The sequence below is a fragment of the Pseudomonas sp. GD03842 genome (genome assembly GCF_029841165.1).
Taxonomy (GTDB): domain Bacteria; phylum Pseudomonadota; class Gammaproteobacteria; order Pseudomonadales; family Pseudomonadaceae; genus Aquipseudomonas.
The window spans coordinates 222006-246577 of record NZ_JAOCEA010000001.1 but is presented as its reverse complement, the minus strand read 5'-3'; the positions used below and the strand labels follow the sequence as shown (position 1 = coordinate 246577).

26 protein-coding genes are annotated in these 24572 nt (G+C 62.9%); 5 read left to right on the top strand and 21 right to left on the bottom strand.

What is annotated here, in order from left to right; genetic code table 11:
- Complete coding sequence (treS, locus tag N5D61_RS01150; RefSeq protein ID WP_279890215.1) at positions 1-3321, bottom strand: maltose alpha-D-glucosyltransferase; 3321 nt, start codon at positions 3319-3321, stop codon at positions 1-3.
- 19 nt (positions 3322-3340) lie between these two features.
- Positions 3341-5374, bottom strand: coding sequence for an alpha-1,4-glucan--maltose-1-phosphate maltosyltransferase (locus N5D61_RS01145; protein WP_279890213.1), 2034 nt, complete (start codon positions 5372-5374; stop codon positions 3341-3343).
- A 314-nt stretch (positions 5375-5688) separates the two neighbouring features.
- Between N5D61_RS01145 and N5D61_RS01140 the strand changes: the two genes are divergently transcribed.
- Entirely contained in the window at positions 5689-5880 is a 192-nt protein-coding gene (locus N5D61_RS01140) for a hypothetical protein (protein ID WP_108239783.1), read from the top strand.
- A gap of 7 nt (positions 5881-5887) precedes the next feature.
- Here the strand turns inward: N5D61_RS01140 and N5D61_RS01135 are convergent, their stop codons facing one another.
- Positions 5888-6433, bottom strand: a complete 546-nt coding sequence (locus tag N5D61_RS01135; RefSeq protein ID WP_108239825.1) for an MgtC/SapB family protein — start codon at positions 6431-6433, stop codon at positions 5888-5890.
- A 140-nt stretch (positions 6434-6573) separates the two neighbouring features.
- Between N5D61_RS01135 and N5D61_RS01130 the strand changes: the two genes are divergently transcribed.
- Together N5D61_RS01130 and N5D61_RS01125 are read left to right on the top strand one after the other, a co-directional pair.
- Positions 6574-6822, top strand: a complete 249-nt coding sequence (locus N5D61_RS01130) for a DUF3203 family protein (protein ID WP_279890210.1) — start codon at positions 6574-6576, stop codon at positions 6820-6822.
- A gap of 104 nt (positions 6823-6926) precedes the next feature.
- Positions 6927-7328 (top strand): hypothetical protein, encoded by a 402-nt coding sequence (locus N5D61_RS01125; RefSeq protein WP_108239781.1) that lies wholly within the window; start codon positions 6927-6929, stop codon positions 7326-7328.
- Between the two features lie 21 nt (positions 7329-7349).
- On the opposite strand, the gene N5D61_RS01120 is transcribed toward N5D61_RS01125, so the two are convergent.
- The 17 genes from N5D61_RS01120 to N5D61_RS01040 all read right to left on the bottom strand — a co-directional run bounded on the left by N5D61_RS01120 (position 7350) and on the right by N5D61_RS01040 (position 21620).
- Entirely contained in the window at positions 7350-8201 is an 852-nt protein-coding gene (locus tag N5D61_RS01120) for a DUF1989 domain-containing protein (protein WP_279890208.1), read from the bottom strand.
- Between the two features lie 14 nt (positions 8202-8215).
- Positions 8216-8881 carry a GntR family transcriptional regulator gene (locus N5D61_RS01115; protein WP_108239779.1) on the bottom strand — a complete coding sequence of 222 codons (666 nt, stop codon included), beginning with the start codon at positions 8879-8881 and terminating at the stop codon, positions 8216-8218.
- A gap of 169 nt (positions 8882-9050) precedes the next feature.
- Positions 9051-9872: an alpha/beta hydrolase gene (locus N5D61_RS01110; protein ID WP_279890206.1), complete on the bottom strand. Its 822-nt coding sequence runs from the start codon at positions 9870-9872 to the stop codon at positions 9051-9053.
- Between the two features lie 212 nt (positions 9873-10084).
- Entirely contained in the window at positions 10085-10834 is a 750-nt protein-coding gene (gene phnP / locus N5D61_RS01105) for a phosphonate metabolism protein PhnP (protein WP_279890204.1), read from the bottom strand.
- On the bottom strand, positions 10825-11391 hold the full coding sequence (phnN, locus tag N5D61_RS01100; RefSeq protein WP_279890202.1) for a phosphonate metabolism protein/1,5-bisphosphokinase (PRPP-forming) PhnN: 567 nt from the start codon (positions 11389-11391) through the stop codon (positions 10825-10827). Before phnN ends, phnP begins: the two co-directional genes overlap by 10 nt.
- Positions 11391-12560 carry an alpha-D-ribose 1-methylphosphonate 5-triphosphate diphosphatase gene (locus N5D61_RS01095; protein ID WP_279890200.1) on the bottom strand — a complete coding sequence of 390 codons (1170 nt, stop codon included), beginning with the start codon at positions 12558-12560 and terminating at the stop codon, positions 11391-11393. Before N5D61_RS01095 ends, phnN begins: the two co-directional genes overlap by 1 nt.
- Positions 12554-13285, bottom strand: coding sequence for a phosphonate C-P lyase system protein PhnL (gene phnL / locus N5D61_RS01090; protein ID WP_279890199.1), 732 nt, complete (start codon positions 13283-13285; stop codon positions 12554-12556). The genes N5D61_RS01095 and phnL overlap by 7 nt, the downstream gene beginning before the upstream one ends.
- Positions 13286-13308: 23 nt before the next feature.
- Complete coding sequence (gene phnK / locus N5D61_RS01085; RefSeq protein ID WP_279890197.1) at positions 13309-14124, bottom strand: phosphonate C-P lyase system protein PhnK; 816 nt, start codon at positions 14122-14124, stop codon at positions 13309-13311.
- Entirely contained in the window at positions 14121-15008 is an 888-nt protein-coding gene (locus tag N5D61_RS01080) for an alpha-D-ribose 1-methylphosphonate 5-phosphate C-P-lyase PhnJ (RefSeq protein WP_108239772.1), read from the bottom strand. The genes phnK and N5D61_RS01080 overlap by 4 nt, the downstream gene beginning before the upstream one ends.
- The gene (locus N5D61_RS01075) at positions 15005-16078 is read right to left on the bottom strand and encodes a carbon-phosphorus lyase complex subunit PhnI (protein WP_279890196.1); all 1074 of its coding nucleotides are present in this window, start codon (positions 16076-16078) and stop codon (positions 15005-15007) included. Before N5D61_RS01075 ends, N5D61_RS01080 begins: the two co-directional genes overlap by 4 nt.
- Complete coding sequence (phnH, locus tag N5D61_RS01070; protein WP_279890194.1) at positions 16078-16695, bottom strand: phosphonate C-P lyase system protein PhnH; 618 nt, start codon at positions 16693-16695, stop codon at positions 16078-16080. The genes N5D61_RS01075 and phnH overlap by 1 nt, the downstream gene beginning before the upstream one ends.
- Complete coding sequence (phnG, locus tag N5D61_RS01065) at positions 16695-17162, bottom strand: phosphonate C-P lyase system protein PhnG (protein WP_108239824.1); 468 nt, start codon at positions 17160-17162, stop codon at positions 16695-16697. The genes phnH and phnG overlap by 1 nt, the downstream gene beginning before the upstream one ends.
- A gap of 39 nt (positions 17163-17201) precedes the next feature.
- The gene (phnF, locus tag N5D61_RS01060) at positions 17202-17906 is read right to left on the bottom strand and encodes a phosphonate metabolism transcriptional regulator PhnF (RefSeq protein ID WP_279890191.1); all 705 of its coding nucleotides are present in this window, start codon (positions 17904-17906) and stop codon (positions 17202-17204) included.
- Positions 17907-17944: 38 nt separating this feature from the next.
- Positions 17945-18733, bottom strand: coding sequence for a phosphonate ABC transporter, permease protein PhnE (phnE, locus tag N5D61_RS01055; protein ID WP_279890189.1), 789 nt, complete (start codon positions 18731-18733; stop codon positions 17945-17947).
- A 177-nt stretch (positions 18734-18910) separates the two neighbouring features.
- Positions 18911-19915, bottom strand: a complete 1005-nt coding sequence (gene phnD / locus N5D61_RS01050) for a phosphonate ABC transporter substrate-binding protein (RefSeq protein WP_279890187.1) — start codon at positions 19913-19915, stop codon at positions 18911-18913.
- Between the two features lie 50 nt (positions 19916-19965).
- Positions 19966-20799 carry a phosphonate ABC transporter ATP-binding protein gene (gene phnC / locus N5D61_RS01045; RefSeq protein ID WP_279890185.1) on the bottom strand — a complete coding sequence of 278 codons (834 nt, stop codon included), beginning with the start codon at positions 20797-20799 and terminating at the stop codon, positions 19966-19968.
- A 398-nt stretch (positions 20800-21197) separates the two neighbouring features.
- The gene (locus N5D61_RS01040; RefSeq protein ID WP_108239765.1) at positions 21198-21620 is read right to left on the bottom strand and encodes a helix-turn-helix domain-containing protein; all 423 of its coding nucleotides are present in this window, start codon (positions 21618-21620) and stop codon (positions 21198-21200) included.
- Positions 21621-21706: 86 nt separating this feature from the next.
- On the opposite strand from N5D61_RS01040, the gene N5D61_RS01035 reads away from it, so the two are divergent.
- Together N5D61_RS01035 and N5D61_RS01030 are read left to right on the top strand one after the other, a co-directional pair.
- Positions 21707-22564, top strand: a complete 858-nt coding sequence (locus N5D61_RS01035) for an SDR family oxidoreductase (RefSeq protein ID WP_279890182.1) — start codon at positions 21707-21709, stop codon at positions 22562-22564.
- A gap of 220 nt (positions 22565-22784) precedes the next feature.
- Positions 22785-23714: an AEC family transporter gene (locus tag N5D61_RS01030; protein WP_279890180.1), complete on the top strand. Its 930-nt coding sequence runs from the start codon at positions 22785-22787 to the stop codon at positions 23712-23714.
- A 30-nt stretch (positions 23715-23744) separates the two neighbouring features.
- Here the strand turns inward: N5D61_RS01030 and N5D61_RS01025 are convergent, their stop codons facing one another.
- The gene (locus tag N5D61_RS01025; RefSeq protein WP_279890178.1) at positions 23745-24503 is read right to left on the bottom strand and encodes an SDR family oxidoreductase; all 759 of its coding nucleotides are present in this window, start codon (positions 24501-24503) and stop codon (positions 23745-23747) included.
- Between the last annotated feature and the right edge of the window lie 69 nt (positions 24504-24572).

Sequence of the window (24572 nt, the reverse complement as noted above, 5' to 3'; positions counted from 1 at the left end):
TCATTCTCCATCAGACAGGTTCAACAGCCCGCGCAGGCCTTGAAGCGGAACCGACAACCAGGTCGGGCGATTCTCAGCCTCGTAGGCCACTTCATAAGCGGCTTTTTCCAAGGTGAACAGTGCCAGCGCGGCGGCTTCCCCCTTGGCATCCTTAAACGCGTGGGCAACGTCAACGGTGGCTTGTTTGTAGGCCGCCAAAAACGCTTCCCGCGCTTGTAACAAATACGTTTCAGCCACATGCCGACGCGCGGCGGACGCCTGTTCCGAAGTGTCGGTGGCGTGGGCATTTCGCATCGCCATCGCCGCAGCGTAGTCGAATGACCGCAACACGCCGCTGACGTCCTTGAAGGGGCTGTACTTGGCGCGTCTTTCTTGCAATGGACGGGCCGGCTCGCCTTCGAAATCGATCAGGTAGGCATCCCCCTTGACCACCAACATCTGGCCCAGGTGCAGGTCACCGTGCACGCGCATCCGCAGGCCGCCCACCGATTGTTTGGCCAGGGTCTTCACGTGAGCCAGCAACGCCTGACGCTTGCCCAGCAGTTCACTGACCAACTGCTGATCGCCGGGTTCCAGCGTTTCGCGATGCTGCTCCAGCAAATTCAGCGCCCTTTCCACCTGAGCCGAGACACTGTTGGCGGAGGCCTGGCTGTCTTTGGCGCTGGTGACCTCCGGCTTGAAATCCGGATTGTCCGTCGGCGCACTGAGCACCACGTGCATCTCGCCGAGGCGCTGCCCCAGCAAGCTGGCGAAGTCTTTCAGTTCCAGCAAGGCATTGGCGTGCTGTTCAAGGTTGGAATGACCATGCGCCATCTCATCGCGAACGGCGCGTTCCAGATTGTTCTGCGTCCATTCCCAAGCATCGCCCTGGTTGCTCAAATAACCCTGAGCGATCATCAGCAGGTTGCTTTGACCCTCGCCATCGACCCGCACGACAGCGCCCAGTAGCGGGGAAATATGGCCATAACCGGCTTCGGTCAGATAGGCGCCCATTTCCAGTTCGGGGTGCGTACCGGCTGCCACGCGGCGGATCATCTTCAAGACCAGCGCCGCCCCTACCACCACCGAACTGTTGGACTGTTCGGCGGAGAGGTACCGCACTTCCGACTCGTCGTTCAACCCCAGCGGCAGCAGCTTCGAGGTTTTCTGGAAACGCAACTCGCCCGATCCCGTGGCCAGGGTCAGGTCGTTCTGCATGCCCTTGATGACCTCGCGAATGAACGGCTCAAGGGTAAAGGCATCGGTAATCAGACCGACCTGGCGGCCGCGGCGGACCCGGGCCAGTGCCAGTTGTTGCGGCAAGGCTTTGCTGAAGTCGTCTTCGGCGAGGAACCCGAAAGGCAATTGATAGCGGGCAACCTCCCCGGCCGACGTCACCTCGATCTCGCTGAGCAGCACCGGGCGCTCACGGGTGCCGAAGCGCACGCCATAATCGATGTGCACCCGGTCGATGGCCGTTCCCTTGCCTGCGAACCAGCGTCGCTTGGGCAAGTAAACCGACAAGGACGTCTGCTCCATGCTCTGGCGAAGGGGTTCGTCGAGCAGTTCTTCCATCCGCTGTTTGAGCACAAGCGTTGGAAAGTCCGGCATGCTTTCGGCCGGTTCAACGTGCCAACTGGGCATTTGATTCTCCGCGGCCAGCAGGAACCAGTAGAAGCCATAAGGTGGCAACGTGAGCAGGTAATTGAGCTGGCCAATAGGTGGGAAAGCGCTGCCGCCGAGCATTTCAACCGGCACCGTGCCAGCGTAATGCGACAGTTCGAGTTCGGCCGCCTGGGCAGCCGAGGAGACGTTGGCAACACACAGGATGATTTCGCTCTTGCCGTCCGGCCCGGTGTATTCCCGGGTGTAGGCGAGAATCCGGCGGTTGCTCGGTGACAGCATCTTCAAGGTGCCGCGGCCGAAAGCCTTCTGCTGCTTGCGCACCGCGAGCATGCGGCGGGTCCAGTTCAACAGCGAGTGCGGGTCATGCTCCTGCGCCTCGACGTTGACCGACTGGTAGCCGTAGAGCGGGTCCATGATCGGCGGCAGCACCAGGCTGGCCGGATTGGCTCGCGAGAACCCGCCATTGCGGTCGATGGACCACTGCATGGGTGTACGCACGCCATCCCGGTCCCCGAGATAAATGTTGTCGCCCATGCCGATTTCGTCGCCGTAATACAAGGTCGGCGTACCTGGCATGGACAACAACATGCTGTTGAGGAGCTCCACCCGTCGACGATCGCGCTCGAGCAACGGCGCCAGGCGGCGACGGATACCGAGGTTGATTCGTGCGCGGCGATCGGACGCGTAGTAGTTCCAAAGGTAGTCGCGCTCACGATCAGTGACCATTTCCAGGGTCAGCTCGTCGTGGTTGCGCAGGAAAATCGCCCATTGGCAGTTTTCCGGAATCTCGGGCGTCTGCCGCAAAATGTCGGTGATCGGAAAGCGGTCTTCTTGAGCCACCGCCATGTACATGCGCGGCATCAGGGGAAAGTGAAAGGCCATATGGCATTCGTCGCCGTCCTTGCCCTTGCGATCGCCGAAGTAAAGCTGAGTATCCTCAGGCCATTGGTTGGCCTCGGCCAGCAACATGCGATCGGGGTAATTGGCGTCGATTTCCGCGCGAATCGTCTTCAGGACGTCGTGGGTTTCCTGCAGGTTCTCGTTATTGGTGCCGTCGCGTTCGATCAGGTACGGAATCGCATCCAGGCGCAACCCGTCGATCCCCATGTCCAGCCAGTAACGCATCACTTCCAGCACCGCCTTCATGACCTGCGGGTTGTCGAAGTTCAAATCCGGCTGGTGGGAATAGAAACGATGCCAGAAGTACTGGCCGGCGACCGGGTCCCAGGTCCAGTTGGACTTCTCGGTGTCGAGGAAGATGATGCGCGTGCCATCGTATTTTTGGTCGTCATCGGACCAGACGTAAAAATCCCGCGCCCTGGAACCCTTCTTGGCATGCCGCGCCCTTTGGAACCACGGATGCTGGTCGGAAGTGTGATTGATGACCAGCTCGGTAATCACCCGCAACCCGCGCTTGTGGGCTTCGGCGATGAACTTCTTCGCATCGGCCATGTTGCCGTAATCGCTGTGGATGCCCCGGTAATCGGAAATGTCGTAGCCATCGTCGCGCCGGGGCGATGGGTAGAACGGCAGCAGCCAAATGGTATTGACCCCCAGTTCGGCAATGTAGTCGAGCTTGGCGATAAGCCCCGGAAAATCACCGATGCCATCGTCGTTGGAGTCGAAATACGACTTCACGTGAACCTGGTAGATCACCGCATCTTTGTACCAAAGCGGATCGTCGATAAACGCAGCGTTCCGGTTCTTTTTCGCCATGACGCCATCCTTAGAATGATTAATGGGCGGCCTTGATTCGCCAGATGCCAAACGGCTGGTACGCCGGATCGATGCGCATCCACTGGACTTTGCCGTACCAGGTCCAGGAATGCCCGGACATCAAGTCCTCACCCAGGGTGGCGGCATCGTCGGGCAGGCCCATTTCCCAGAGCGGCAATTCGAAATGCGCTTCCTGAGCGTTATGGGGGTCGAGGCTGACCGCCACCAGAATGAAGTTGCTGCCGTCAGCACTGCGTTTGCCGAAGTACAGGATGTTGTCGTTCCACGCGTTGTAGATGCGCAATCCCAGATGGGTTTGCAAAGCCGGGTTCTGGCGACGGATACGATTGAGTTGAGCGATTTCGGCAATGATGTTGCCCGGCGCGGTGAAATCCCGAGGGCGAATCTCGTACTTCTCGGAATCCAGGTACTCCTCCTTGCCCGGCACGGGGGCCGACTCACAGAGTTCGAACCCTGAATACATGCCCCAGAGCCCGGAGCCCATGGTGGCCAGCGCGGCGCGGATCAAAAAGCCCGGGCGCCCTGAGTCATGGAGGAAATGAGGGTTGATGTCCGGGGTATTGACGAAGAAGTTCGGCCGGTAGCACTCGCGCCATGGCGACTGGTTGAGCTGGGTGAAGTACTCGCTGAGCTCGGCTTTGGTGTTACGCCAGGTGAAGTAAGTATAGCTCTGGGAGTAACCCACCTTGCCGAGCCGAGCCATCATTGCCGGTTTGGTGAACGCCTCGGCGAGGAACATCACGTCGGGGTGCTGGCTGCGAACATCGGCGATCAGCCATTGCCAGAAAGGCAGGGGTTTGGTGTGCGGGTTGTCGACCCGAAAGATCTTGACGCCCTCCTCGACCCAACCGACGACGATATCCCGTAGTTCCAGCCACAGGCTGGGAATGGCATCAGGCGCGTAGAAGTCGACGTTGACGATGTCCTGGTATTTCTTCGGCGGGTTTTCCGCGTAGCGGATGGTGCCGTCCGGGCGCCAGGAGAACCAGCCCGGGTGCTCCTTGAGCCACAGGTGATCCTGGGAACACTGAATGGCGAAGTCCAAGGCGATCTCCAGGCCATGCTCGGCAGCCGCCTTGACCAGGTTGCGGAAATCTTCGCGCGTGCCCAACTGTGGATGAATCGCCTCATGCCCGCCGTCCTGGCTGCCGATGGCGTATGGGCTGCCGGGGTCGTCCGGCCCGGCGGTCAACGAGTTGTTGGGGCCTTTGCGGTGCGCGCGGCCAATCGGGTGGATGGGCGGGAAATACAGGACATCGAAGCCCATGTCACGGATCATCGGCAGTCGGCTGTGCACGTCATTGAAGGTGCCGTGGCGGTGCTTGTCATCGGTGATCGAGCGCGGAAACAGCTCGTACCAACTGGCGAACTGCGCCCGCTCCCGTTCCACATCTAGCGGGAATTCCAGGCTGCGGCTCAAGAAGGCATGGTTGTCGGCCTGGGCCATGATTGCCGCAGTTTCGCTGTTCAACAGCAGCGCGACCTGCGCCTCATGTTCGGTGTTCTCGGCCAGCCGTTTCAGCAGGCTGTCGATCTGGCCGCGCAGCTCGTGCTGGCTGCGCTCGGCTGCGTGCACCAGGTGCAGGCGCCCTTCTTCCAGCTCCAGGCCGATCGCGACGCCGGCCGAGTACTTCTTCTCCAGCTCGTAACGGTAACTGGCGAACTGGTCGATCCACGCTTCAAGGCGGAAAACGTAGCGGCTGACGACTGTCGGGGTGAACTCACCGATCCAGCTGTCATTGCCAAGGTCGCGCATGGGCGCGGTCTGCCACTCTTGGTCGTCCGCGGCGCGGTAACAGATGCGCACGGCCAGCTTGTCGTGACCGTCGGCGAACACCTTGCTGGTCACTGTCACGGGCTGACCCGCGATCGCCTTGGCGGCCAGATGCCCAGCGTCGATGACCGGCTGCGTGTCTTCGATGACGATACGCGGCAGTTGCAGGGCTTGGGTCAGGGGTAAGGGCCGGGTTGGGTGCGGTACATCAGTGGCCAGGGAATCCGGGCCGTATGGCTGATCAGCAGTCACATTCATCGAGCATCACTCCTCACGCCCCTGGGACGCTCCTGATTGATTATCCGTAGATTCGTATGTGGTCAACAAAAGAAGGAGGCTCCCGGACTCAACACATCCTGACGGGGCCGCATAGGTTCCGAACGCCGGGTTCGGGGAAAAGTTCAAAGAGCTTGCGCTGCACCCGGATCAATCCGTTGCCAGCTTAGTCGCCCCGCTGAAAAGCGCTGCGCAATCGGTGTGAATCATTGGCCGAGGACAACGGTCGAACCCTGCGAATGCGTGGGAGATCCTCCACACGCTTGCCCCCCACAGCGCTAAAGGAAGGTGAAACCATGACCATTCCCGTTCCCGCAGAAACGCCCGATCCCAATATCGATGACCCGGAACTGCCCGTCCCGCCAGCAGAGGAACCGCCGCCACCGACCATGCCGCCGGTGATCGAGCCGCCGCAGGGCGATCCACCCAGTCAGGAACCGCCTGCGGTTATGACCTTGGCCGGACGCGAGGGAGCGCCCGGCCGCTGAACCGGACTCAGGGTTGATGAGAGTCGCCGCCAGTCTTGCGGTCGGGATGGCGGGCTCTCGTCTCGGGTGGATCGAGCCGGTCGGTCACCATGGGCACCAGGCTGAGGATACCGAGCCCCAGAACCGTGCTCAGCACGGCAGTCAACTCCCTGCCCATCCCCGCCGCCATTCCGATGGCGGCGGTCATCCATAGACCCGCGGCGGTGGTCAGCCCCTTGACCTGCGCGGTGTCCAGCTTTTGCCCCTTGAGAATGGTGCCCGCTCCCAGAAAGCCAATCCCGGCCACAATTCCCTGCGCCACTCGACTCAAAGCCGCATCGTCCGCCCCCGCCAACTGCGGCACCAGTACGAACAGCGCGGCTCCCATGGACACCAGCATGTGGGTCCGCACCCCCGCCGCCTTGCCTTTGTGTTCTCTTTCGAAACCCAACACACCCCCCAGCAATGCCGCGATCGTCAGCCTGACCGTGACCCTCGTCAGCTGAGACGCATCGGTGATATCCGAGAACTCCGATTGCAGCGTGTCGACGACTTCTTCCCACCAACCATTCATTTGCCGCTGCCCTTGTGCCGGATGCTGCAGAAATGGACCGTCTACGCCGCCGAGAGTGCGGTCGACCCTGCGTCGGACAGGCGAAACCTCGATCGCTTGCCTGAGTCGAACCTTCCACACGCCTGAACGGGAGCCAGTTCATGCCTCTGCAATTCGATGCCACCCACGCGCACTGCTGGGCCGTGGTCGACCAGGCCACTTACCGCTGTGCGGTGGCGGATGTGGTCATTACCACCAACGACGCCACCCACATGTCCGAAGCACTGATCGACGGTCGAAGGATTCCGATCACTGAGGCCGAGGCCGACGCCCTGACCTTATACAAAGCGACGGACCGGCGGCATCACACCATAGGGGTTGAACCGGGCGAAGACTCGCCGGTGATCTAACGCCCGATGTGCGACCTGCTGCCGACGTGCTGAACCAGCGCGTCCGCACCGTGACCGCAGGGAGGTGGCTGTGCATCGCAGCACGGCCTCGTTATGATCGCACCATGATCGCTAACCGCCCTCTCCGCTCCCCCTGTCCTCCCGGCGCCTGCGTCTGCGACCGCGATCGGCTGCTGGAAACGCTGGATGCCGATCGGCGCATCCTCGACCTGACCCGCCAAGAGGAGAAACGGCTGCTGGAACGCCTGGAAAACCTTGCCAGCCTGGAAGACCTGCGGCACATGCAGCGGCGCATGTTTGAATTGCTCGGGCTGCGCATCGAAGTCCAGCCAGGGCTCAACGAAGTGCGCAGCATGCGCGGCATCGTCATCGACATCGCCGAGCTGCCCGGCCTGTGTCGCAAGACCCGCGCGGCGATCCCGGCCGCCATCCGCAAAGGAATGGAGAAAAACCCCGAAATCGCCTGGCGCTTGCTCGACGCCCACGACCTGTTGCGGGACGCGTGACCGGCGAGCGGGGATGCTGCCTTACTGTTCCCACGGCGCCTTGTCGATCTTCAATCCGTGCAGGCCGTTGTATTCGGCACGCTGGGGCTGCTGCCACCCCTCCAGCAAGGACGGGTCGAGGTCATAAATTTCAACGCCCAACGGTCGGCAGACGCTCAAGGGATCCTGCGCCTCCGGCCCCCACATGGGCAGCGACAGATCCCCACCCGGACAGGTCGACAACGCGCACAGCAGATCGATTTCGGCAAAAAATTCCAGGTAATCCCCCTGCTTCGCGGGACACGCCTTCATGAAATACATGTCGTCATGGTTCAAGCCGGTGCACTGGAAGATGTTCAACACATCGTGGACGTCGAACTCGGTCAACCCATGGGGCAGCACGGCGCGGGTCAGGTTGGAATGACAATGATGATGAAAATCCTCTCCGGTGAGCATCTTGTTGACGTAGGGATCGCAGCGAGTGCCGAGCAGATCGTGCAAACGTCCACCGTGTTCGTCGATGCCATAGCTCGCCAGGCTGTCATCGGTAATGGTCACCAAGGGGCGCAGAAACGGCAGGTTCGACCACAAGCGGTCATAGGTGGTGACATGCGCGCCCTGCAATTGACGGGTGCGTGCCGCCCACAGACGCTCGCGAGGATCGTCGGCATTCCACACGTTGAAGTCTCCCACCTGAGGGCCGATGGGGGTGGTGACCCGGAAAACCTGGCCCGCTCTGACCTTCCATGCCCGCCCGGTGCGGATCGGGACCTGGAACGCTTCCACTTGGGTACGGCTGCCTTGTGCCTCGCGAATGCGCGCATAGAACGCCGTGTCGACCTGCAGTGCCGCACCTTTACTGACCTGATAGGCGGCGGGGTAATCTTTGTGCATGGGCATCTCCTGGCTCAGGGGGTGGCGACACGGGACAGTAAATCCAGTGCCTGATGTTCGGAATCGTTGAGGTAACTGCCCATCGCCTCGTCGGCATCCCGGCGGCGGTTCTCGATGAGCAATTGAAAAAGGTGGCGGTCGCGGGCCAACCATGGCGCCTGGTAGCTCGCTTCGTCACGGGCGGTGGAGAACACCAGGCGCATCTGCGCCACGATGTTGGTGAAGAATTCGTCGAATGCCGGGCTGCCGATCAGGCCCACGATCTGCTGATGGAAACGCAGACTGTGGCTGCCGAAAGCGCGCCAGTCTTCCCGCTCACAGGCCAGTTCCGCGGCCTCGATGGCATTGGCCATGGGCCCTGACATGCCACTGACGACCGGTGCGCCCGTCAGGATGGCGCTGGATTCGAGTGTGCGCCGGACGCGGAACAAGTCGCGGACATCGTCCACGCTCAGCCGTCGCACGATCACCCCCTTGTGCCGGACGTAGTGGGTGAGGCCCTCGCGCCCCAGCAAGTGCAGCGCCTCGCGCACGGTATTGCGCGAAGCGCTGTAGCCACGCACCAGCTCACTTTCCACCAACGGCATGCCCGACAAGAGACGGCCATGGATGATGTCTTCGCGCAGCTCGTGCGCCACTTGATCGGCCAGCGAAAGGCCGCTTTGTTGGGCAATCGACACGACATGGATTCCTGAAGAAAGCGGGATTGTTCAACAACCCGATGATCTTCAGGACAGCACAGGCCGTGCCAACCGGGGACAAACGGTTTCGCCAGCCTGGACTGGCGTTGTACAGCGCAGCATTGCCCGCGGTCAGCGATGCCGCCGGCAGGCAGCCGCTGGTCGTGGGTCAGCCTTTTATGAAGGCCAGCAGAATCTGGTTGATTTCGGCGGGCTGAACAGCACACATGCCGTGAGATTCCCCTTTGACGATATGCAACGTCGAGCCTTTGACCAACCCATGGCTTTTCTGGCCGGAGGCCACCAACGGCACGATCTGATCATCGTCGCCGTGCAGGATCAGGGTCGGCACGTCGATCTTTTTCAGGTCCTCGGTGAAGTCGGTTTCCGAAAACGCCTTGATGCAGTCGAATTCACCCTTCACGCCACCGAGCATGCCAATCGCCCAGAATGAATCGATGGCGCCCTGCGAAACCTTCGCACCTTCACGGTTGAAGCCGAAAAACGGGAGTGCCAGGTCTTTGAAGAATTGCGAGCGGTCGGCCGTGAAACCGGCGCGGATGCCGTCGAAGACCTCCATCGGCAGGCCTTCAGGGTTGGCCGCAGTCTTGAGCATCAGCGGGGGCACCGCGCCGATCAACACCGCCTTGGCCACCCGTGAAGTCCCGTGCCGGCCAATATAGCGCGCCACCTCCCCGCCCCCCGTCGAGTGGCCAATCATGATGGCGTCCTTGAGGTCGAGCGCTTCGAACAACTGCGCCAGGTCATCGGCATAGGTGTCCATGTCGTTGCCTTCCCAGGTCTGGCCCGAACGTCCGTGGCCGCGGCGGTCATGCGCAATCACCCGATAACCGTTCTGGCCGAGGAACAGCATCTGCGCATCCCAGGCATCGCCGTCCAGCGGCCAGCCGTGGGAGAAAACGATGGGCTGACCGCTGCCCCAATCCTTGTAGAAAAACTCGGTGCCGTCTTTCAGCGTCAAGATAGCCATGTGTCGCAATCCTCGGGAAATGTGCTGGGAGGATTCAGCGTAGACCCGGCTCGCGGATAAGCATTGTAGATATGTGCTGGTTTGCAGCGTCGGCCCGTGCGCTGCGCCCAGCGAACCGAAAACGGAAGGAATGATGATCCGAGCCGACGGCATGACTGCCCAATCGCGCATGGCTAGCCTGAGCGTCCACGCGCCCGGTCGTCATAGGCCGCTCAAATGACCATTCCATCCCACGCCATCACCACATCCGCCGGCAACTCACCGGCGTGTTCGATCAACCAGGCATCCAGCGCATGCCCGACGTGGGTCAGTACGGTGCTGCCCGGTTTCAGCGCGTCGATGATCTGCAACGCCAGGTTCAGGTCGTTGTGGTTGCGCGGCGTCTGGGGTTGCGGAGGCAGCGAGCAGTCGAGGATCAATACGTCCACTCCCTGGCGCTGCAAATACGCCGTGGTGGCTTCCGGCAAACCCACGGTGTCGGTGAGGTAGGCGATGCGTCGCCCGCCCCCTTGCAGCCAGTAACCCAGCGTCGGCTTGGAATGCAGCAGCGGCACCGCCGTGACTTCGAGCGCGCCAAACACGCGGGTTTCAAAGGCTGTGAAGGGTTGGCTGAAATCAAGCATGCCGGGGTGTTTGTAGAGGTCCGACAGGCCTTCGGGATCCGCCGGACCGTGCACCGGGATGACCCACCCCTGCCCCCAGCGCAGGTGCAACAGCCCCTGTGCGTGGTCGGCGTGGTAATGGGTCTGGAAAATGCCGCTGAAGCTGCGCGGTGGGAAGCGCTCCGTGAGGTCGGGCAGCCCGCTGTCGATCAACCAGCGCTGATCGCCCAGCTCGACCAGCGCCGAGCACGGTCCTCGGCGCAGGCGTGGATCGGCATGGGCCGCTGCGCACGCCGAGCACGGACAGCCGTAGACCGGAACTTGCCGCGCATCCCCCGTGCCGAGCAACGTCAGACGCATGCGTGCTCGCGGTCGATGCCTTGCAACAGGCGGGCGACGGTCTGCTCCAGTGGGCCGGAATTGTCCAACAGCAGGAGCGCCGCGTCGTCGGCCAGCAGCTCATCGGTGAACTGTGCGTTACGGGCCAGGCGACTCTCGATTTCCTCGGCAGACTCCCGGCCCCGTGCCAGCAAGCGCTGGCGCAAGATGGCATGATCGACGCTGAGCAACACCACCAGCAAATCAGGGTAACGCGCCCTGGCGTGGGCAAGATGCCCCCGTGAGCCGTTGATCAGCACATCGTGGCCGTCGGCAAGCCATTGATCGATCTCGTTCGGAATCCCGTAGTGCAGCCCGTTGGCGTACCAGCTCAGGGCGAAGGCCCCCTGCTCCTGCAATTCGGCGAAGCGCTCTGCGCTGACAGCATGCGCCGCCTCGCCCTTGGCCTCCGCCGAGCGGGTGATGACTCGGCGCACAATCCGGCAGCCGCGCGCGGCCATCGGTTCACGGGCCGCATCCAGCAGGCTGTCCTTGCCCGAACCGGATGGTCCGATGAGATAGATCAACCTGCCCGCCATCAGAAAACCCTCTTCGCTTCTCGCCAGACCTGCTGGATCACCGGCAGGTTGCCCACGGCCCGGGCGTGGATCAGATCGCCGCGCAGCCCGGCGCGGATTTCGCCACGATCGTCCAGCCCCGCCGAGCGCGCCGGTGCCAGGCTGACGGTGTTCACCGCCTGGGCCAACCCGGCCCCCGGCGCCTGCCCGTTTTGCTGGCCCTCCAATTGAGCGCCGAGTGTGAATGCCGCCTGCAACAGACTGGCCGGATAATAGTCGCTCGACAGAATATCCAGTAGCCCTTCGTTGGCAAGGGTCGCCGCTGCGATATTGCCCGAATGCGACCCGCCGCGCACGATGTTCGGTGCCCCCATCAGCACGTTCAGGCCCAGGCGGCGACAGGCCTGGGCGGCCGCGAGGGTGGTGGGAAACTCGGCGATGGTCATGCCATGACCCGCCGACTCCTCCACATGCTCGACCGTCGCATCGTCATGGCTGGCCACCGACAACCCGCGGGCCAGGCACAACTCGACGATGGCTTGGCGGTAGCGGTCGCTGTAGACCTTGGAATTCGCCACCTGCTCGACGATGAACGCGTCCATTTGCTCGCTGCTCATGTGGTATTTGCCCATGTAGTACTCACGGTACTTCGATTCCAGGGCGAATTGGCGCTGGCCCGGCGAATGGTCCATCACTGACACCAGTTGCACCAGCGGCTCATCCACCAGATCGCGGAATACGCTGAGGGTGTCCGGGTGGCAGACCTCGCAGCGCAAGTGCAGGCGGTGCTCGGCGCGTGTCAGCCCCTCGGCGTTGGCTTTGGCGATCGCCTCGACCATGCCGGGCAGTTGCTGCATCCGTTTGCCCTTGGGGTTGACGTCACCGATGGACAGCGCATCGAAGACGGTGGTAATGCCGGCAGCGATGATCTGCGCATCGTGGCTCATGACCGCCGATGCAGAGGGCCAATCCACGCCCGGGCGCGGGCTCAAATGTTTTTCCAGGTTATCGGTGTGCAGCTCGACGAGCCCGGGCAACAGGTAGTCGCCGTCCAGGTCCAGCGCTCGCGGCACCTGGCTGACCCCGGCCTGCACGTCGCTGATCAGGCCATCGCGCAGCACGACGGTGCCGGTAAAGGCTTGCTCGGCGGTGACGATCCGGGCGTTGGTCAGGATCTGTTCGTTCAGCATGGTTGCTTCTCCGTCAAACACGGGGACTCGTCGATGGCCTGGAGGGGGGTCATGTCGAGCACTCGGTCAGCCAGCGCCTCGCGGGCCAGCCGATCGTGGAAGATGCCCATCACTGCGGCACCCGCCTGCTTGGCTTCGGTGATCAGCGCCAACACCTCGTGGCGATTGCGCTCATCCAGCGAGGCCGTGGGCTCGTCCAGCAGCATGATCGGCCACGGCACCATGAAACCTCGGGCGATGTTGACCCGCTGTTGTTCACCGCCCGAGAAGGTGCTCGGCGCCAGTTGCCACAAATGCGGTGCGATGTTCAGACGGCTCAGCAGATGCTCGGCGCGGGCTGTCGCTACGTCGCGCTTCCAGCCGCGGGCCAGCGCAGGTTCCATCACCACATCCAGCGTGGAAACCCGCGGGATCACGCGCAAGAACTGGCTGACGTAGCCCACCGTATGCTGGCGGACCTGGAGAACCTCACGAGGTGAGGCCCCTACCAGCTCAAGCCAGCGCTCGTGGTGCTTGACGCGGATGCTCCCGCCCGCGGGCAGGTAGTTGCCGTACACCGTGCGCAGCAAGGTGCTTTTGCCCGCACCGGAATGCCCGTGCAGGACCAGGCATTCACCGCCCTGTACGGAAAAACTCACGTCATTCAAGACCTTCAGCACCACCCCGTTCTGTGGGTGCAGCGTGAAAGTTTTCGAGAGGCCACGGACCTCGATCAGCGGATTCATCACAGCTCCTTCCAAGGCTCGGCTCATGGTTGCAACACCGAGGACACCAGCAGTTGCGAATACGGGTGCTGCGGGTCGTCGAGCACCTGGTCGGTCAACCCCGTTTCCACCACGCGGGAACGTCGCATCACCATCAGCCGGTCGGCCAACAGGCGCGCCACGGCCAAGTCGTGGGTGACGATGACCACCGCCAGGTCCAGCTCGCGTACCAGACCGCGCAGCAAATCCAGCAAGCGGGCCTGGACCGACACATCGAGCCCGCCGGTGGGTTCGTCCATGAACACCAGGCGCGGGGAGGACACCAGGTTGCGGGCGATCTGCAGCCGCTGCTGCATGCCGCCGGAAAAGGTGCGCGGCAAGTCGTCGATGCGGGCCGGGTCGATCTCCACCTGACTCAGCCAGTCCAGCCCGGCAGCGCGCAGTCGGGCGTAGTTGCGCACGCCCTGCGCCATCAGCCGTTCACCGATGTTGGCGCCTGCGGAGACGGCCATGCGCAGGCCGTCGCGGGGGTTCTGTTCGACGAAGCCCCATTCGGTGCGCAACAGGGTGCGGCGCTGGGCCTCGCTGGCGCTGTACAGGTCCAGCCAGCGATTCTGGCTGTCGCGGTAATCGATGCGCCCTCGATCCGGGGCGCAACGGCCGCTGAGTAGTGACAGCAACGTCGACTTGCCCGAGCCGGACTCGCCGACAATCCCCAGCACCTCACCGGGGTAGAGTTCGAAGCTCACGTCCTGACACCCTTTTTCGGGCCCGTACAGCTTGCTCAGGCCAGCGACTTTGAGCAGCGGCAGGTGGTGTTCGGCGGCCGTGAGTGCCACGTGCTTTTGCGGCAGGCTCATGGTTCTGCCCTCCCCGCGGCGACCTGTTGGGCGCAGTAATCGGTGTCCGAGCAGACGAAGCGCTGCGTGCCTTGATCATCGAGAATCAACTCGTCGAGGAATGACCCCTCGCTGCCGCAGATGGCGCAGCGGTGCGCCCATTGCTGTACGGCGAAGGGATGATCCTCGAAATCGAGGCTGGTGACGCGGGTGAAGGGCGGCACCGCATACAGCCGTTTCTCTCGCCCGGCACCGAACACCATCAAGGCCGGGCTCATGTCGAGCTTGGGGTTATCGAATTTGGGGATGGGCGACGGGTCCATCACGTAGCGCTCATTGACCATCACCGGATAGGCGTAAGCCGTGGCGATATGGCCAAAGGTGGCGATGTCTTCGTAGAGTTTGACGTGCATGACCCCGTAATCGTTGAGCGCGTGCATGGTGCGGGTCTCGCTTTCCGACGGTTCGATGAAGCGCAGCGGGTCCGGAATCGGCACTTGGAAGACCAGGATCTGGTCGGCGTGCAGCGGGGTTTCGGGGATGCGGTGACGGGTCTGAATGATCGTCGCCTCCGGGGTGCGCTCAGTGGTCTCGACGCCCGCCGTCCGGGCGAAAAAGCGCCGGATCGATACCGCATTGGTGGTGTCATCGGCACCCTGGTCGATGACTTTCAGCACGTCGTCGGCGCCCAGAATCGCTGCCGTCAGTTGCATCCCCCCGGTGCCCCACCCATAGGGCAGCGGCATTTCACGGCCACCGAACGGTACTTGGTAGCCGGGAATCGCCACCGCCTTGAGCAAGCCACGACGGATCATGCGCTTGGTCTGTTCGTCCAGATAAGCGAAGTTGTAAGCCTCGTCGCGTGACGTGGGTGGCAGGCGACGGGGGTGCGTGGCGGCATTCATTGGGCCGGCTCCTTTGCAGGTGTGCGCAATTTGCGAATCAGTTCCAGCTCGGACTGGAAGTCGACGTAGTGCGGCAGTTTCAAATGCGAGACAAACCCCGAGGCTTCGACGTTGTCGCAGTGCGCCAGCACGAACTCTTCCTGTTGCGCGGGCGAAATCACCTCTTCGGCGTACTCACCGGCTCTCAACGCGCGATCCACCAGGGCCATGGCCATCGCCTTGCGCTCGGCGTGGCCAAAAGTCAGGCCATAGCCGCGGGTGAACTGCGGCAGTTCGGTGGCCGAGCCGACGAACTGGTTGACCATCTCGCACTCGGTGACGTCGATGACGCCGAGGGTGATCGCAAAACCCAGTTCCTCCGGCTCGATCCAGACCTCGACCTGACCGACGCGGATTTCGCCGGCAAACGGGTGGTTACGGCCATAGCCGCGCTGGGTCGAATAGCCCAGCGCCAACAGAAAGCCCTCATCGCCTCGGGCCAGCGCCTGCAAGCGCTCGGCGCGGCTGGTCGGGTACTCCAGCGGCTCACGGGTAATGTCCGCAACCGGGGCGCCGGTGTCCGGTTCTTCCTTGATCAACCCCTCTTTGGCCAGCAGTCCGGAGACCCGCGGGCAGGCGTCGACGTGCGCGTCGGCACGGGTGGGTGGCGCGGGAAATTCGCCTTCGGCCAACAAGGTGAAATCCAGCAGACGGTGGGTGTAATCGAAGGTCGGCCCCAGCAATTGCCCCCCCGGCACGTCCTTGAACGTCGCCGACAATCGACGGCGGATGTGCATGGCCGAGGTGTCGACGGGCAGGCTCGCGCCGAAGCGCGGCAAGGTGGTGCGGTAGGCACGCAGCAGGAAGATCGCCTCCACCAGATCGCCCGCCGCTTGCTTGATGGCCAGCGCGGCAAGTTCTTCATCGAACAGTGAACCCTCGGTCATCACACGGGCGACGGCGAGCGGCAATTGCTGGCGAATCTGCGCTACGGCCAACTCGGCCACGGCGGTATCGCCCCGGCGTTGTTTGGCCAACAGTGCGTGGGCGTTGTCGATCGCCTGCTCACCCCCTTTGACGGCGACGTACATCAGGCACCTCCCATGGACAGCACCTGGGTGCTGCGCGGCAGGCCGATCAGGTCGCTGCCTGCGACGAAAAACACGTCGATGCCTCGTGGAAAGTCGTTACGCGCCGCGCGCTCGACCCAAAAAGCCTCCTGCAGCGGCAGGCTGGCGGCGTGCCGGGTTTCGATCCCCGGCCCTTGCCAGGCCAATGGCCGACCGCCCTGCAGGCTCGGCAGTTGTACCAACAGCGTGCAGGACTGATCCGGGTAGCGGTCATTGCCCAGATCGAAGCCGGTCAGGTCATGCAATTGGCTGTCGTCGAGCAGCGCAAAGCGGGCGTTCTGCCGGTCGCCGACGATCGGACAACCGCAGTGAAAGGTCAGGTTGGCGCGGATCGCCTGGGTGTCGAACCGCGGGGCGAGCCACAGCGGTGTGTCCACGTCCAGTAACGCCAGGCACAGGGCGTGGCTGGCCGATGCCAGCCCTTCGAGGTGTGGCGGAAGCTGGCTCGGCGCCAGGCGCTGAGCCACCCCTGGCCCGGCCAGCGCCTTGAGCGCAGCCCGAAAGCTGCGTTGGGCGTCCAGCACCGGATCGGCGAAAGCGGGTTGCAAAAGCGAGGCCGTTGCGAGTGTCGTGCTCATCAGTTTTCTCCTCTGACCAGGGTGAAGAAGTCCACCTTGGTCGCAGCGGTTTCGGCGTTTTCACGGGAGCGGCGCTCAGCCTGGGCCTGCGCCAGTGGTTCGATCAGTTCAGCGAGCCAGTGAGCTTGTTGCGGGCCTTGCAGATGCGCGTCGACCAGCGCGGCCAACTCGGCGTGGGTCTTGTCGCGCCCGGCGAGGTAGCTGTAGCCGGTGCGACCGTCCGCCAGACGCAGCACGCAGCGGGTGACCGTCATTTCACCCAGGTTGAACGCCGCGCCCGTGCCGCCCATGCGTCCGCGGACGAGGGCCATGCCGATTTCGGGGGCGCGAATCACTTGGTAATCGACATCGCGCAACGCCGCCTCGAACGGCAACAGATCGGCGCGTGAAGTCCGGGACAGCACACCGATCCAGCGTTGGCGCGCAGTCTGTTCGGCGGTTAGCGAAGGGGGGGATGAAGCAGTCATCGAAGCATCCTTCGAAGTGGTCATGGCGGTGCATCTCCGTCAGGTGACGATCTGGTATTGGAAGCGATCCGAACGGCTGGTGGAGTGGGCGATTTCCACCGGCGTGCCGTCGGCATCGCGCGACAGCGTCAACACGGTTAACGCTGGCAGATGACGCGGCATCAACAGCACGCTGGCCTCCTCACGGCTGGGCAGGCGTGCGCCGATAAGGCTAAAAGTACGGGTCAACGGCAGACCGCGGGACGCCAGGTAGTGGCGCACCGAGCCGCTGGTGTAGTCAGCGACCAGCTCCGTGCGGCTGGCGCAGAAGCGATGGCGGATCAGGCTGACCGGTTGGCCGTCGAGACGGCGCAAGGTCTGCAACTCGATCAACGGCGCGTGTTCGGCGAGGCCCAAGTGTTCGGCTTCCTCGCGCGTCGCGACGCAGGCCCGCCGTTGCAGCAGGACCGCTTCGACACCATGGCCCAGGGCAGACAACGACTGGCTGTAGGCCGACTCGGCCGCGACCGGGTATACCAGCGGCCGCCCCAACACTTGCGTGCCCTTGCCTTGGCGACGCAGCAGACAGCCCTCTCGCACCAGTTCGTCGATGGCCCGGCGCACCGTGTGCCGGTTGACGTCGAAACGGGTCGCAAGGCGGGTTTCGGCCGGCAGGAATTCGCCAGCAACATAACGGTTCAACTCATTGCGCAAGGTCTGTGCGAGTTCGCGGTAGACCGGCTCGGATTGTCTAGACAACTGCATGGTTTAAAAAAGGGTTCGCACCCTCTCCTGTCGAGTCGTTAGATGAACTGCTTGCGCAGGCGTTGGGAACCGATGTCGATGACGCTCACCACCACGATGATCACCAGCAACACGGAACAGGTCTGGGTGAATTGGAAAGCGCGGATGTTTTCCCACAGGATCACGCCGATCCCGCCCGCGCCGACCATGCCCACCACGGTCGCCGAACGGACGTTGGATTCGAAGCGGTACAGGGCGTAGGAAATCCACAGCGGCAATACCTGCGGGATCACACCGAAGATCACCTCCTGCAGGGCGCTGGCACCGGTGGCACGCACGCCTTCGACCGGGCCCGGGTCGATCGCTTCCACGGCTTCGGCGAACAGCTTGGCGAGCACGCCGGTGGTGCTGATCCACAGCGCGAGGACCCCGGCGAAGGGCCCCAACCCCACGGCGACCACGAACAGCATGGCGAAGACCATTTCGTTGATGGAGCGAAAGGCGTCCATGACCCGGCGCAGCGGCTGATGAACCCACCAGGGCGTGATGTTTTCAGCGCACAGCACACCCAGCGGCACCGAACAGACGATCGCCAGAAAGGTGCCCCACAAGGCGATGTGCACGGTGACCAGCATTTCCTTGAAATAAGCGCGCCATCCATGAAAGTCCGGCGGAAAAAAGTCGGCGGCAAACGTGGCCATGTTGCCGGCATCGCGGTACAGGGCCAGCGGGTTCATTTCTGCGCCCTGCCAGGCCCAGGCCATCATCGCGAGAAACAGACCCCAGCCCAGGTACTGCGGCCAGGTGCGTTTGCCGACGGCGTCAGCGTATACAGCGTGCGTGCTCATGACAGAATTCCCGTGACGCTTGCGTCGACGCCCCTCGCGGCGCTGTCCTGCGCCCTGCGCAAAGCACGGCGCGGTGCAGCAGCGAGCTCGGATCGCCCGACGAACGAAAGCGCGAAGATGATGATGATTGAGGCGACTGGCCCACTGCCGAGCAGGTCAGCCCTCCCGCGCAGCCCTTCAGCCCGCCTTGGCGGTGCTCTGTTTTTCCAGTTCGGAGAGACGGTCCTGCAGTTTCGTCAGGCCCGCGTCGATGTCCTTCAGGCGGCTGGCCTTCTCGTCGGCACTGAGGTTCGTATTGGCGAGGGTCTCGGTTTTTTGCTTGAACAGTTCGAGCTGGCGAATGGTCAGCAACTGGTCATCCGAGGATTTGAGGAATCGGCCCATTTGCATGTTCTTCAACACGGCCTGCTCCTGCTCGGTGTCGCCGTAGTGGGAGAAGAAATCACGAATCCTGTTCTTGGTCGCGTCGGACAGGCCTTTGCGCCAGACCATCGGGTCGGCCGGGATAATGGGCGACTTCCAGATCACTTTGAGCTTTGCCGCGCTTTCAGGTTGGGTCACTTCCAGCCGGTCCATGCTTTCGGTGTTGAAGGTCGCGACATCCAGCTGCCCCTTGGCGACGCTCAGGGCGTTGACTTCGTGACTGGAGTTCAGGGTGCGCTTGAAGGCGGTCGCGGCATCGACGTGGTTCTTGGCGAAGACGTAGTACCCCGGGACCAGGTAACCGGAGGTGGAGTTCGGGTCACCGTTGCCAAAGGTCAGTTCCTTGGCGTGCTTGAACATATCGTCGATGGAATTGATGGGGCTGTCCTTGCGCGCGATGATCAGGCTCCAGTAACCCGGCGCTCCATTAGCAGCAGCGGTCTGCGCAAAGATTTCGCCGCCGGAACGGTCCACTGCTTCCATGGCCGCCTTGTTGCCGAGCCAGGCCACATCCACTTTGTTGAAGCGCATGCCCTGGATCAGGCCGGCGTAATCGGAGGCGAAGGTGGCGTTGACGGTCAGGCCGGTTTTTCTCGACATGTCGTCGAGAAACGGCTGCCAGACGCTTTTCAGGTTCTGCGAGGATTCGGTGGACATGATGCCGAAATTGAGCGTGGTCTCGTCGGCATGCGCGGTGCCTGTCAGACAGGCCGCAGCGACAGCGACAGAGGCGAACACGTGACCGATACGGTTCAACATGGAAAGCTCCTGAAACGTGGGTGAGAGTTCAAGCTTGAAGGTGGGTTGGGTCACGCCTGCGCCAGCATCAGCCGGGACGCAGGCACCGGGTGTCGGGCCTGATCGGCGAACATCAGGCTGGCATCGGCATCGGCGCCATAAAGGTCGTTGAGGAATGCGGCGCTCAGGTCGGCGCCCTGGCCGTCGAAATGAATCCGGCCGCCCTTGAGGGCGACGGCGCGAGGGCAATAGCGCACGGCGTAGTCCACTTGATGCAGGGTCACGACCACGGTCTTGCCATCGCGGCGATTGATATCGGCCAGAATGTCCATGACCTTGCGTGCGGACTCGGGGTCCAGCGAAGCAATGGGCTCGTCCGCCAGTATCACGTCCGCTTGCTGGGTCAACGCCCGGGCAATCGCCACCCGCTGTTGCTGGCCGCCAGACAAGGTGGACGCTCGCTGACCGGCAAGATCCACCAGCCCGACCCGTTGCAAGTTGGCCATGGCCCGCGCCTTCTCCTCGGCGTTGAACAGCGCCAGGCTGCCACGCCAGCGCGGCATGCGGCCCAGGCAACCGAGCAGTACGTTGTCCAGCACGCTGAGCCGGTTGACCAGATTGAACTGCTGGAAGATATAGCCGATGTCGGCGCGCAGCCGCCGGACCTTGCCGTTCAACCGCCCGGCAGACTGGACTTCACGCCCCAGCACCCGAACGGTCCCGCCGTGGCTGCGATCACAGCAGGCCAACCCTGCCAGGTGGCGCAACAGCGTGGATTTTCCCGACCCGGAAGCACCGATCAGTGCCACCATTTCCCCGGGTTGTATAGACAACGCAAGGTCAACCAGAGCGGTCTTGCGAGCGAATGTCTTGTTCAAGCGGTCGACGTGGATAGCAGCGTTCATGGAGGGTCTCTCGTCAGTCTCGTGTCAGGGGCTGGCGCGCGGCCAGGGCTGAACTTCAGATCCGCGCGGCCCGTCCTGAGCGGCGTTGGATGCGACTGACCTTAGAGCCGATGTGTGGCAGTTCCATGAACCGTGGGTGACCACCCGATAACAGTTCCTTGACCGTTTGACGCAAGGCGGGAAAGGACTCGGGCCGACCTTTGCGCAGTGCACGGCGGCCTAGCGGGCCCGTGGGCTAGACAAGTCGAGGGAGAAACGGACGCGTGTGGCAGGTCGCCGCATCAACGATGTGCAGATGAATCTTTTTTGACGGCCGCTCGCTGACCGCGTGACGGAAGCGAGGCCCGAGCAGAGGCAGCCCCATCCAAACTCGAACCGGCCCCCTGCTCAGCCCCTGCTTACGAATCCGACAGGGTATCGGCCGTGCGGTTTTCGCGGGCGGCCAGGATGCGCGGCAGGTTCTGCTCGATCCATGTGGTCAGGCCATCGATCCGCAGCGCCACTTCCCGGCCCATGGGTGTGAGGGTGTATTCGACGTGGGGCGGGACCACCGGTAAAGCTCTTCGGTCAATGAACCCATCTTGCTCCAGGCTCTGCAACGTCTGGGACAGCATTTTCTCGCTGACCCCGCCGATCTTGCGCCGCAGTTCGCTGAAGCGGTGCATGCCATCCAGCAAGACCACCAGCACCAGCACGCCCCAGCGGCTGCAGACATGATTGAGGATCTCCCTCGACGGGCAGTCCCGCGCCAACACTTCACCGACTCGAATGCGCTCAAGCAGCGAACGGCTCTCGGACGACACACTGGCAATATCATTCATTGCACTTACCTTTTTGTACGTACTTACTAAAGGTTAGCATGCGATTTATGCTGGATTCACCTCCTCACTGATGAAAGGAAATCCCCATGATCGTTATTACCGGTGCGTCCGGCCAACTGGGCCGTCTGGTTATCCAACAGCTGCTGAAAAAAGTGGCCGCCTCGCACATCGTCGCGGCGGTGCGCAGCCCTGAAAAGGCCACCGACCTCGCCGCGCTGGGCATCGAGGTGCGCAAGGCCGACTACAACCAGCCAGACACGCTGGACAGCGCCTTCGTCGGCGCCGAAAAAGTGCTGCTGATTTCATCCAGTGAAGTCGGCCAGCGCCTCGCGCAACACAAGGCCGTCATCGAAGCCGCCAAACGCGCCGACGTGAAGCTGTTGGCCTACACCAGCGTGCTACGGGCCGATACTTCGCCGCTGGCCCTTGCCGCCGAACACCATGAGACGGAAATTGCCCTGGCCGAGTCCGGCGTGCCGACCGTGGTGCTGCGCAACGGCTGGTATCACGAGAACTACACGATGCGCATTCCGGGAGATCTCGCCCATGGTGTGCACTTGGGCAGCGCCGGTGAAGGTCGTATCAGCTCGGCGGCGCGAGCCGACTACGCCGCCGCAGCGGTGGCGGTGCTGACAGCGAGCGAACCCCAAGCGGGCAAGACCTACGAACTGGCCGGCGACACGGCCTTTACCCTGCGCGAGTTCGCCGCTGAAGTGGCGCGCCAGGCGGGCAAACCGGTGGTTTATACCGACCTGCCCGAAGCGGAGTACAAAGCGGCACTGCTCAATGCTGGCTTGCCCGAGGCTTTCGCACAGTTGCTCGCCAACTCCGATACGGCAACCGCGCAGGGCGCCTTGTTCGATGAGGGACGGCAGCTGAGCAGGCTGATCGGCCGAGCCACCACGCCCCTGTCCGCGAGCGTAGCCGAAGCGTTGCAGCACTGAGATCCGGACTGCGGCACACGCCGAGGGCGTCAGACCCTCGGCACATCATGCATCCAACCCTCCGGCTTGCCATTGCGCTCGCGTATCGCGGGCTGGAAAGGGTTGGACGCTGACGATTTCCGACTTTACTCTTGGCCGCCTGCATCTACGCGCGCCTTTTGAAGTCGGCCTGGGAACCGCTTCACACAGGCTCTCTCGAAAACGCCCGAGCCGAGATTCGATGTCTTCCGTTTTGAACGTGCTGTTGCCCATCTTCGCCCTGATCCTGGTCGGTTACCTGTGCCGTCGCACGGGTCGTCTCGGCCCCACCGCCGCTTCAGAGATCAACCGCATGGTGGTGTGGTTATGCTTGCCGGCGCTGCTGTTCACCGCGACAGCGACGGCCACGTGGGAGCAGATCTGGCACCCTGGGTTCGTTGCAGTGTTCAGCCTGTCGACCATGATGCTGTTCGTCATCGCCCTTTTGATCAGACGCAAGAAAGCCGGGCATTTTGCCGACGCCAGCCTCGATGCCTTGAGTGCTTCCTACGCCAACACGGGGTACATCGGCATTCCGCTCTGTGTGATGGTGCTCGGTCAGAACGGTCTCGAGCCGGCGCTCATCGCCTCCTTGATCGTGGTGTGCGTGTTGTTCGGCTGCGCGCTGATCTGCGTCGAGATCGGGTTGCAGAGCGAGGCCCGTGTTCACCGTATCGTGCTCAAGGTGCTGGCCGCGCTGGCGAAAAACCCCCTGGTGGTGTCGCCGATCCTGGGCGCCTGCTGGGCGTGGACCGGGGTCCCGCTGCCCGGCGCGCTGAACACCTTTCTCGGCCTGCTGGGCGCGGCAACGACGCCTTGCGCGCTGGTGTCCCTCGGATTGTTCCTGGCGCACGAACAGCAAGGCCCGCGCCACGGCACGAGCCTGCTGGTGCTGCTCAAGCTGATCGTTCATCCGCTGTTGACGTGGTTCCTGGCGTTCAAGGTCTTCCACCTGCCGCCGCTTTGGGCCAACAGCGCCCTGCTGCTCAGCGCCCTGCCCACGGGCACCGGCCCGTTCATGCTGGCCGAGTACTACAAGCGCGAAGCTTCGGTTGTGTCCAGCACGATACTGGTGTCTACCCTGGGGTCGCTGGTCACCCTGTCGCTGTGCATCTATTACATCAGCGGATGAACCGGATCACGGCGGGCGCAACCCGGCGCCTCAGACGTACATACCGCCCGACGCTTCGATGCGTTGTGCCGTGATCCAGCGGCCGCCCTCGCCCAGCAACATCGAGATGGCCGCACCGATGTCATCCGGCAGCCCGGCACGCCCCATGGCCGTGTTCGCCGCCACCCAGGCGTTGACGTCCGCATTGTCACGCACCGTGCCGCCGCCGAAATCGGTCTCGATCGCGCCGGGCGCCAAGCTGTTGACCGTGATACCGCGGGGGCCCAGCTCTTGCGCCAGGTAGCGGGTCCAGACCTCGATGGCGCCTTTCATCGACGCATAGGCGGCGTAGCCCACCGGCGAAAAGCGCGCCAGCCCTGACGACAGGTTAACGATCCGTCCGCCGTCCGCGATCAGCGGCAGCAGTTTCTGGGTCAGGAAGAACGGGCCTTTGAAGTGCACCTTCATCAGTTGATCGAATTGCGCCTCAGTGGTCTCCGCACAACTGGCGTAGAGGCCAATGCCCGCATTGTTCACCAGAAAATCGAAGCGCTCGGCATTGAAATACGCGCCCAGCGCGTCAGCGACCTGGCTTGCGAAGGCGTCGAAACGGCTGCTGTCGCCGACATCGAGCTGCAGCATCTTCGCCTTGACGCCCAGCGCCTCGACTTGTGCAGCAACCTGGAGCGCCTCGTCTTCGCGGCTGTGATAGGTGCCGATGATGTGGACGCCTTGGCGGGCCAGGTGCAGCGCAGTGCTCTTGCCCAAGCCGCGACTGGCGCCGGTGATGATTGCGATCTTGTTGCTCATGGTTCACCTCGATGGAGTGTTTGCAGTCAGTGATGCCCACTGTATTGTTCGGATCGGGACTGAATAAAC

What these genes read in the sequence shown, in the direction of transcription:
- phnP (WP_279890204.1), bottom strand. Translation starts at nt 10,834, where the DNA reads ATGCGTCTGACGTTGCTCGGCACGGGGGATGCGCGGCAAGTTCCGGTC.
- phnF (WP_279890191.1), bottom strand. Translation starts at nt 17,906, where the DNA reads ATGCAGTTGTCTAGACAATCCGAGCCGGTCTACCGCGAACTCGCACAG.
- treS (WP_279890215.1), bottom strand. Translation starts at nt 3,321, where the DNA reads ATGGCGAAAAAGAACCGGAACGCTGCGTTTATCGACGATCCGCTTTGG.
- N5D61_RS01030 (WP_279890180.1), top strand. Translation starts at nt 22,785, where the DNA reads ATGTCTTCCGTTTTGAACGTGCTGTTGCCCATCTTCGCCCTGATCCTG.
- N5D61_RS01135 (WP_108239825.1), bottom strand. Translation starts at nt 6,433, where the DNA reads ATGAATGGTTGGTGGGAAGAAGTCGTCGACACGCTGCAATCGGAGTTC.
- phnC (WP_279890185.1), bottom strand. Translation starts at nt 20,799, where the DNA reads ATGAACGCTGCTATCCACGTCGACCGCTTGAACAAGACATTCGCTCGC.
- N5D61_RS01120 (WP_279890208.1), bottom strand. Translation starts at nt 8,201, where the DNA reads ATGCACAAAGATTACCCCGCCGCCTATCAGGTCAGTAAAGGTGCGGCA.
- N5D61_RS01040 (WP_108239765.1), bottom strand. Translation starts at nt 21,620, where the DNA reads ATGAATGATATTGCCAGTGTGTCGTCCGAGAGCCGTTCGCTGCTTGAG.
- N5D61_RS01140 (WP_108239783.1), top strand. Translation starts at nt 5,689, where the DNA reads ATGACCATTCCCGTTCCCGCAGAAACGCCCGATCCCAATATCGATGAC.
- N5D61_RS01145 (WP_279890213.1), bottom strand. Translation starts at nt 5,374, where the DNA reads ATGAATGTGACTGCTGATCAGCCATACGGCCCGGATTCCCTGGCCACT.
- phnK (WP_279890197.1), bottom strand. Translation starts at nt 14,124, where the DNA reads ATGAGCCTGCCGCAAAAGCACGTGGCACTCACGGCCGCCGAACACCAC.
- phnD (WP_279890187.1), bottom strand. Translation starts at nt 19,915, where the DNA reads ATGTTGAACCGTATCGGTCACGTGTTCGCCTCTGTCGCTGTCGCTGCG.
- N5D61_RS01130 (WP_279890210.1), top strand. Translation starts at nt 6,574, where the DNA reads ATGCCTCTGCAATTCGATGCCACCCACGCGCACTGCTGGGCCGTGGTC.
- N5D61_RS01080 (WP_108239772.1), bottom strand. Translation starts at nt 15,008, where the DNA reads ATGAATGCCGCCACGCACCCCCGTCGCCTGCCACCCACGTCACGCGAC.
- phnH (WP_279890194.1), bottom strand. Translation starts at nt 16,695, where the DNA reads ATGAGCACGACACTCGCAACGGCCTCGCTTTTGCAACCCGCTTTCGCC.
- N5D61_RS01095 (WP_279890200.1), bottom strand. Translation starts at nt 12,560, where the DNA reads ATGCTGAACGAACAGATCCTGACCAACGCCCGGATCGTCACCGCCGAG.
- N5D61_RS01075 (WP_279890196.1), bottom strand. Translation starts at nt 16,078, where the DNA reads ATGTACGTCGCCGTCAAAGGGGGTGAGCAGGCGATCGACAACGCCCAC.
- N5D61_RS01125 (WP_108239781.1), top strand. Translation starts at nt 6,927, where the DNA reads ATGATCGCTAACCGCCCTCTCCGCTCCCCCTGTCCTCCCGGCGCCTGC.
- phnL (WP_279890199.1), bottom strand. Translation starts at nt 13,285, where the DNA reads ATGAATCCGCTGATCGAGGTCCGTGGCCTCTCGAAAACTTTCACGCTG.
- phnE (WP_279890189.1), bottom strand. Translation starts at nt 18,733, where the DNA reads ATGAGCACGCACGCTGTATACGCTGACGCCGTCGGCAAACGCACCTGG.
- N5D61_RS01025 (WP_279890178.1), bottom strand. Translation starts at nt 24,503, where the DNA reads ATGAGCAACAAGATCGCAATCATCACCGGCGCCAGTCGCGGCTTGGGC.
- N5D61_RS01035 (WP_279890182.1), top strand. Translation starts at nt 21,707, where the DNA reads ATGATCGTTATTACCGGTGCGTCCGGCCAACTGGGCCGTCTGGTTATC.
- N5D61_RS01110 (WP_279890206.1), bottom strand. Translation starts at nt 9,872, where the DNA reads ATGGCTATCTTGACGCTGAAAGACGGCACCGAGTTTTTCTACAAGGAT.
- phnN (WP_279890202.1), bottom strand. Translation starts at nt 11,391, where the DNA reads ATGGCGGGCAGGTTGATCTATCTCATCGGACCATCCGGTTCGGGCAAG.
- phnG (WP_108239824.1), bottom strand. Translation starts at nt 17,162, where the DNA reads ATGACTGCTTCATCCCCCCCTTCGCTAACCGCCGAACAGACTGCGCGC.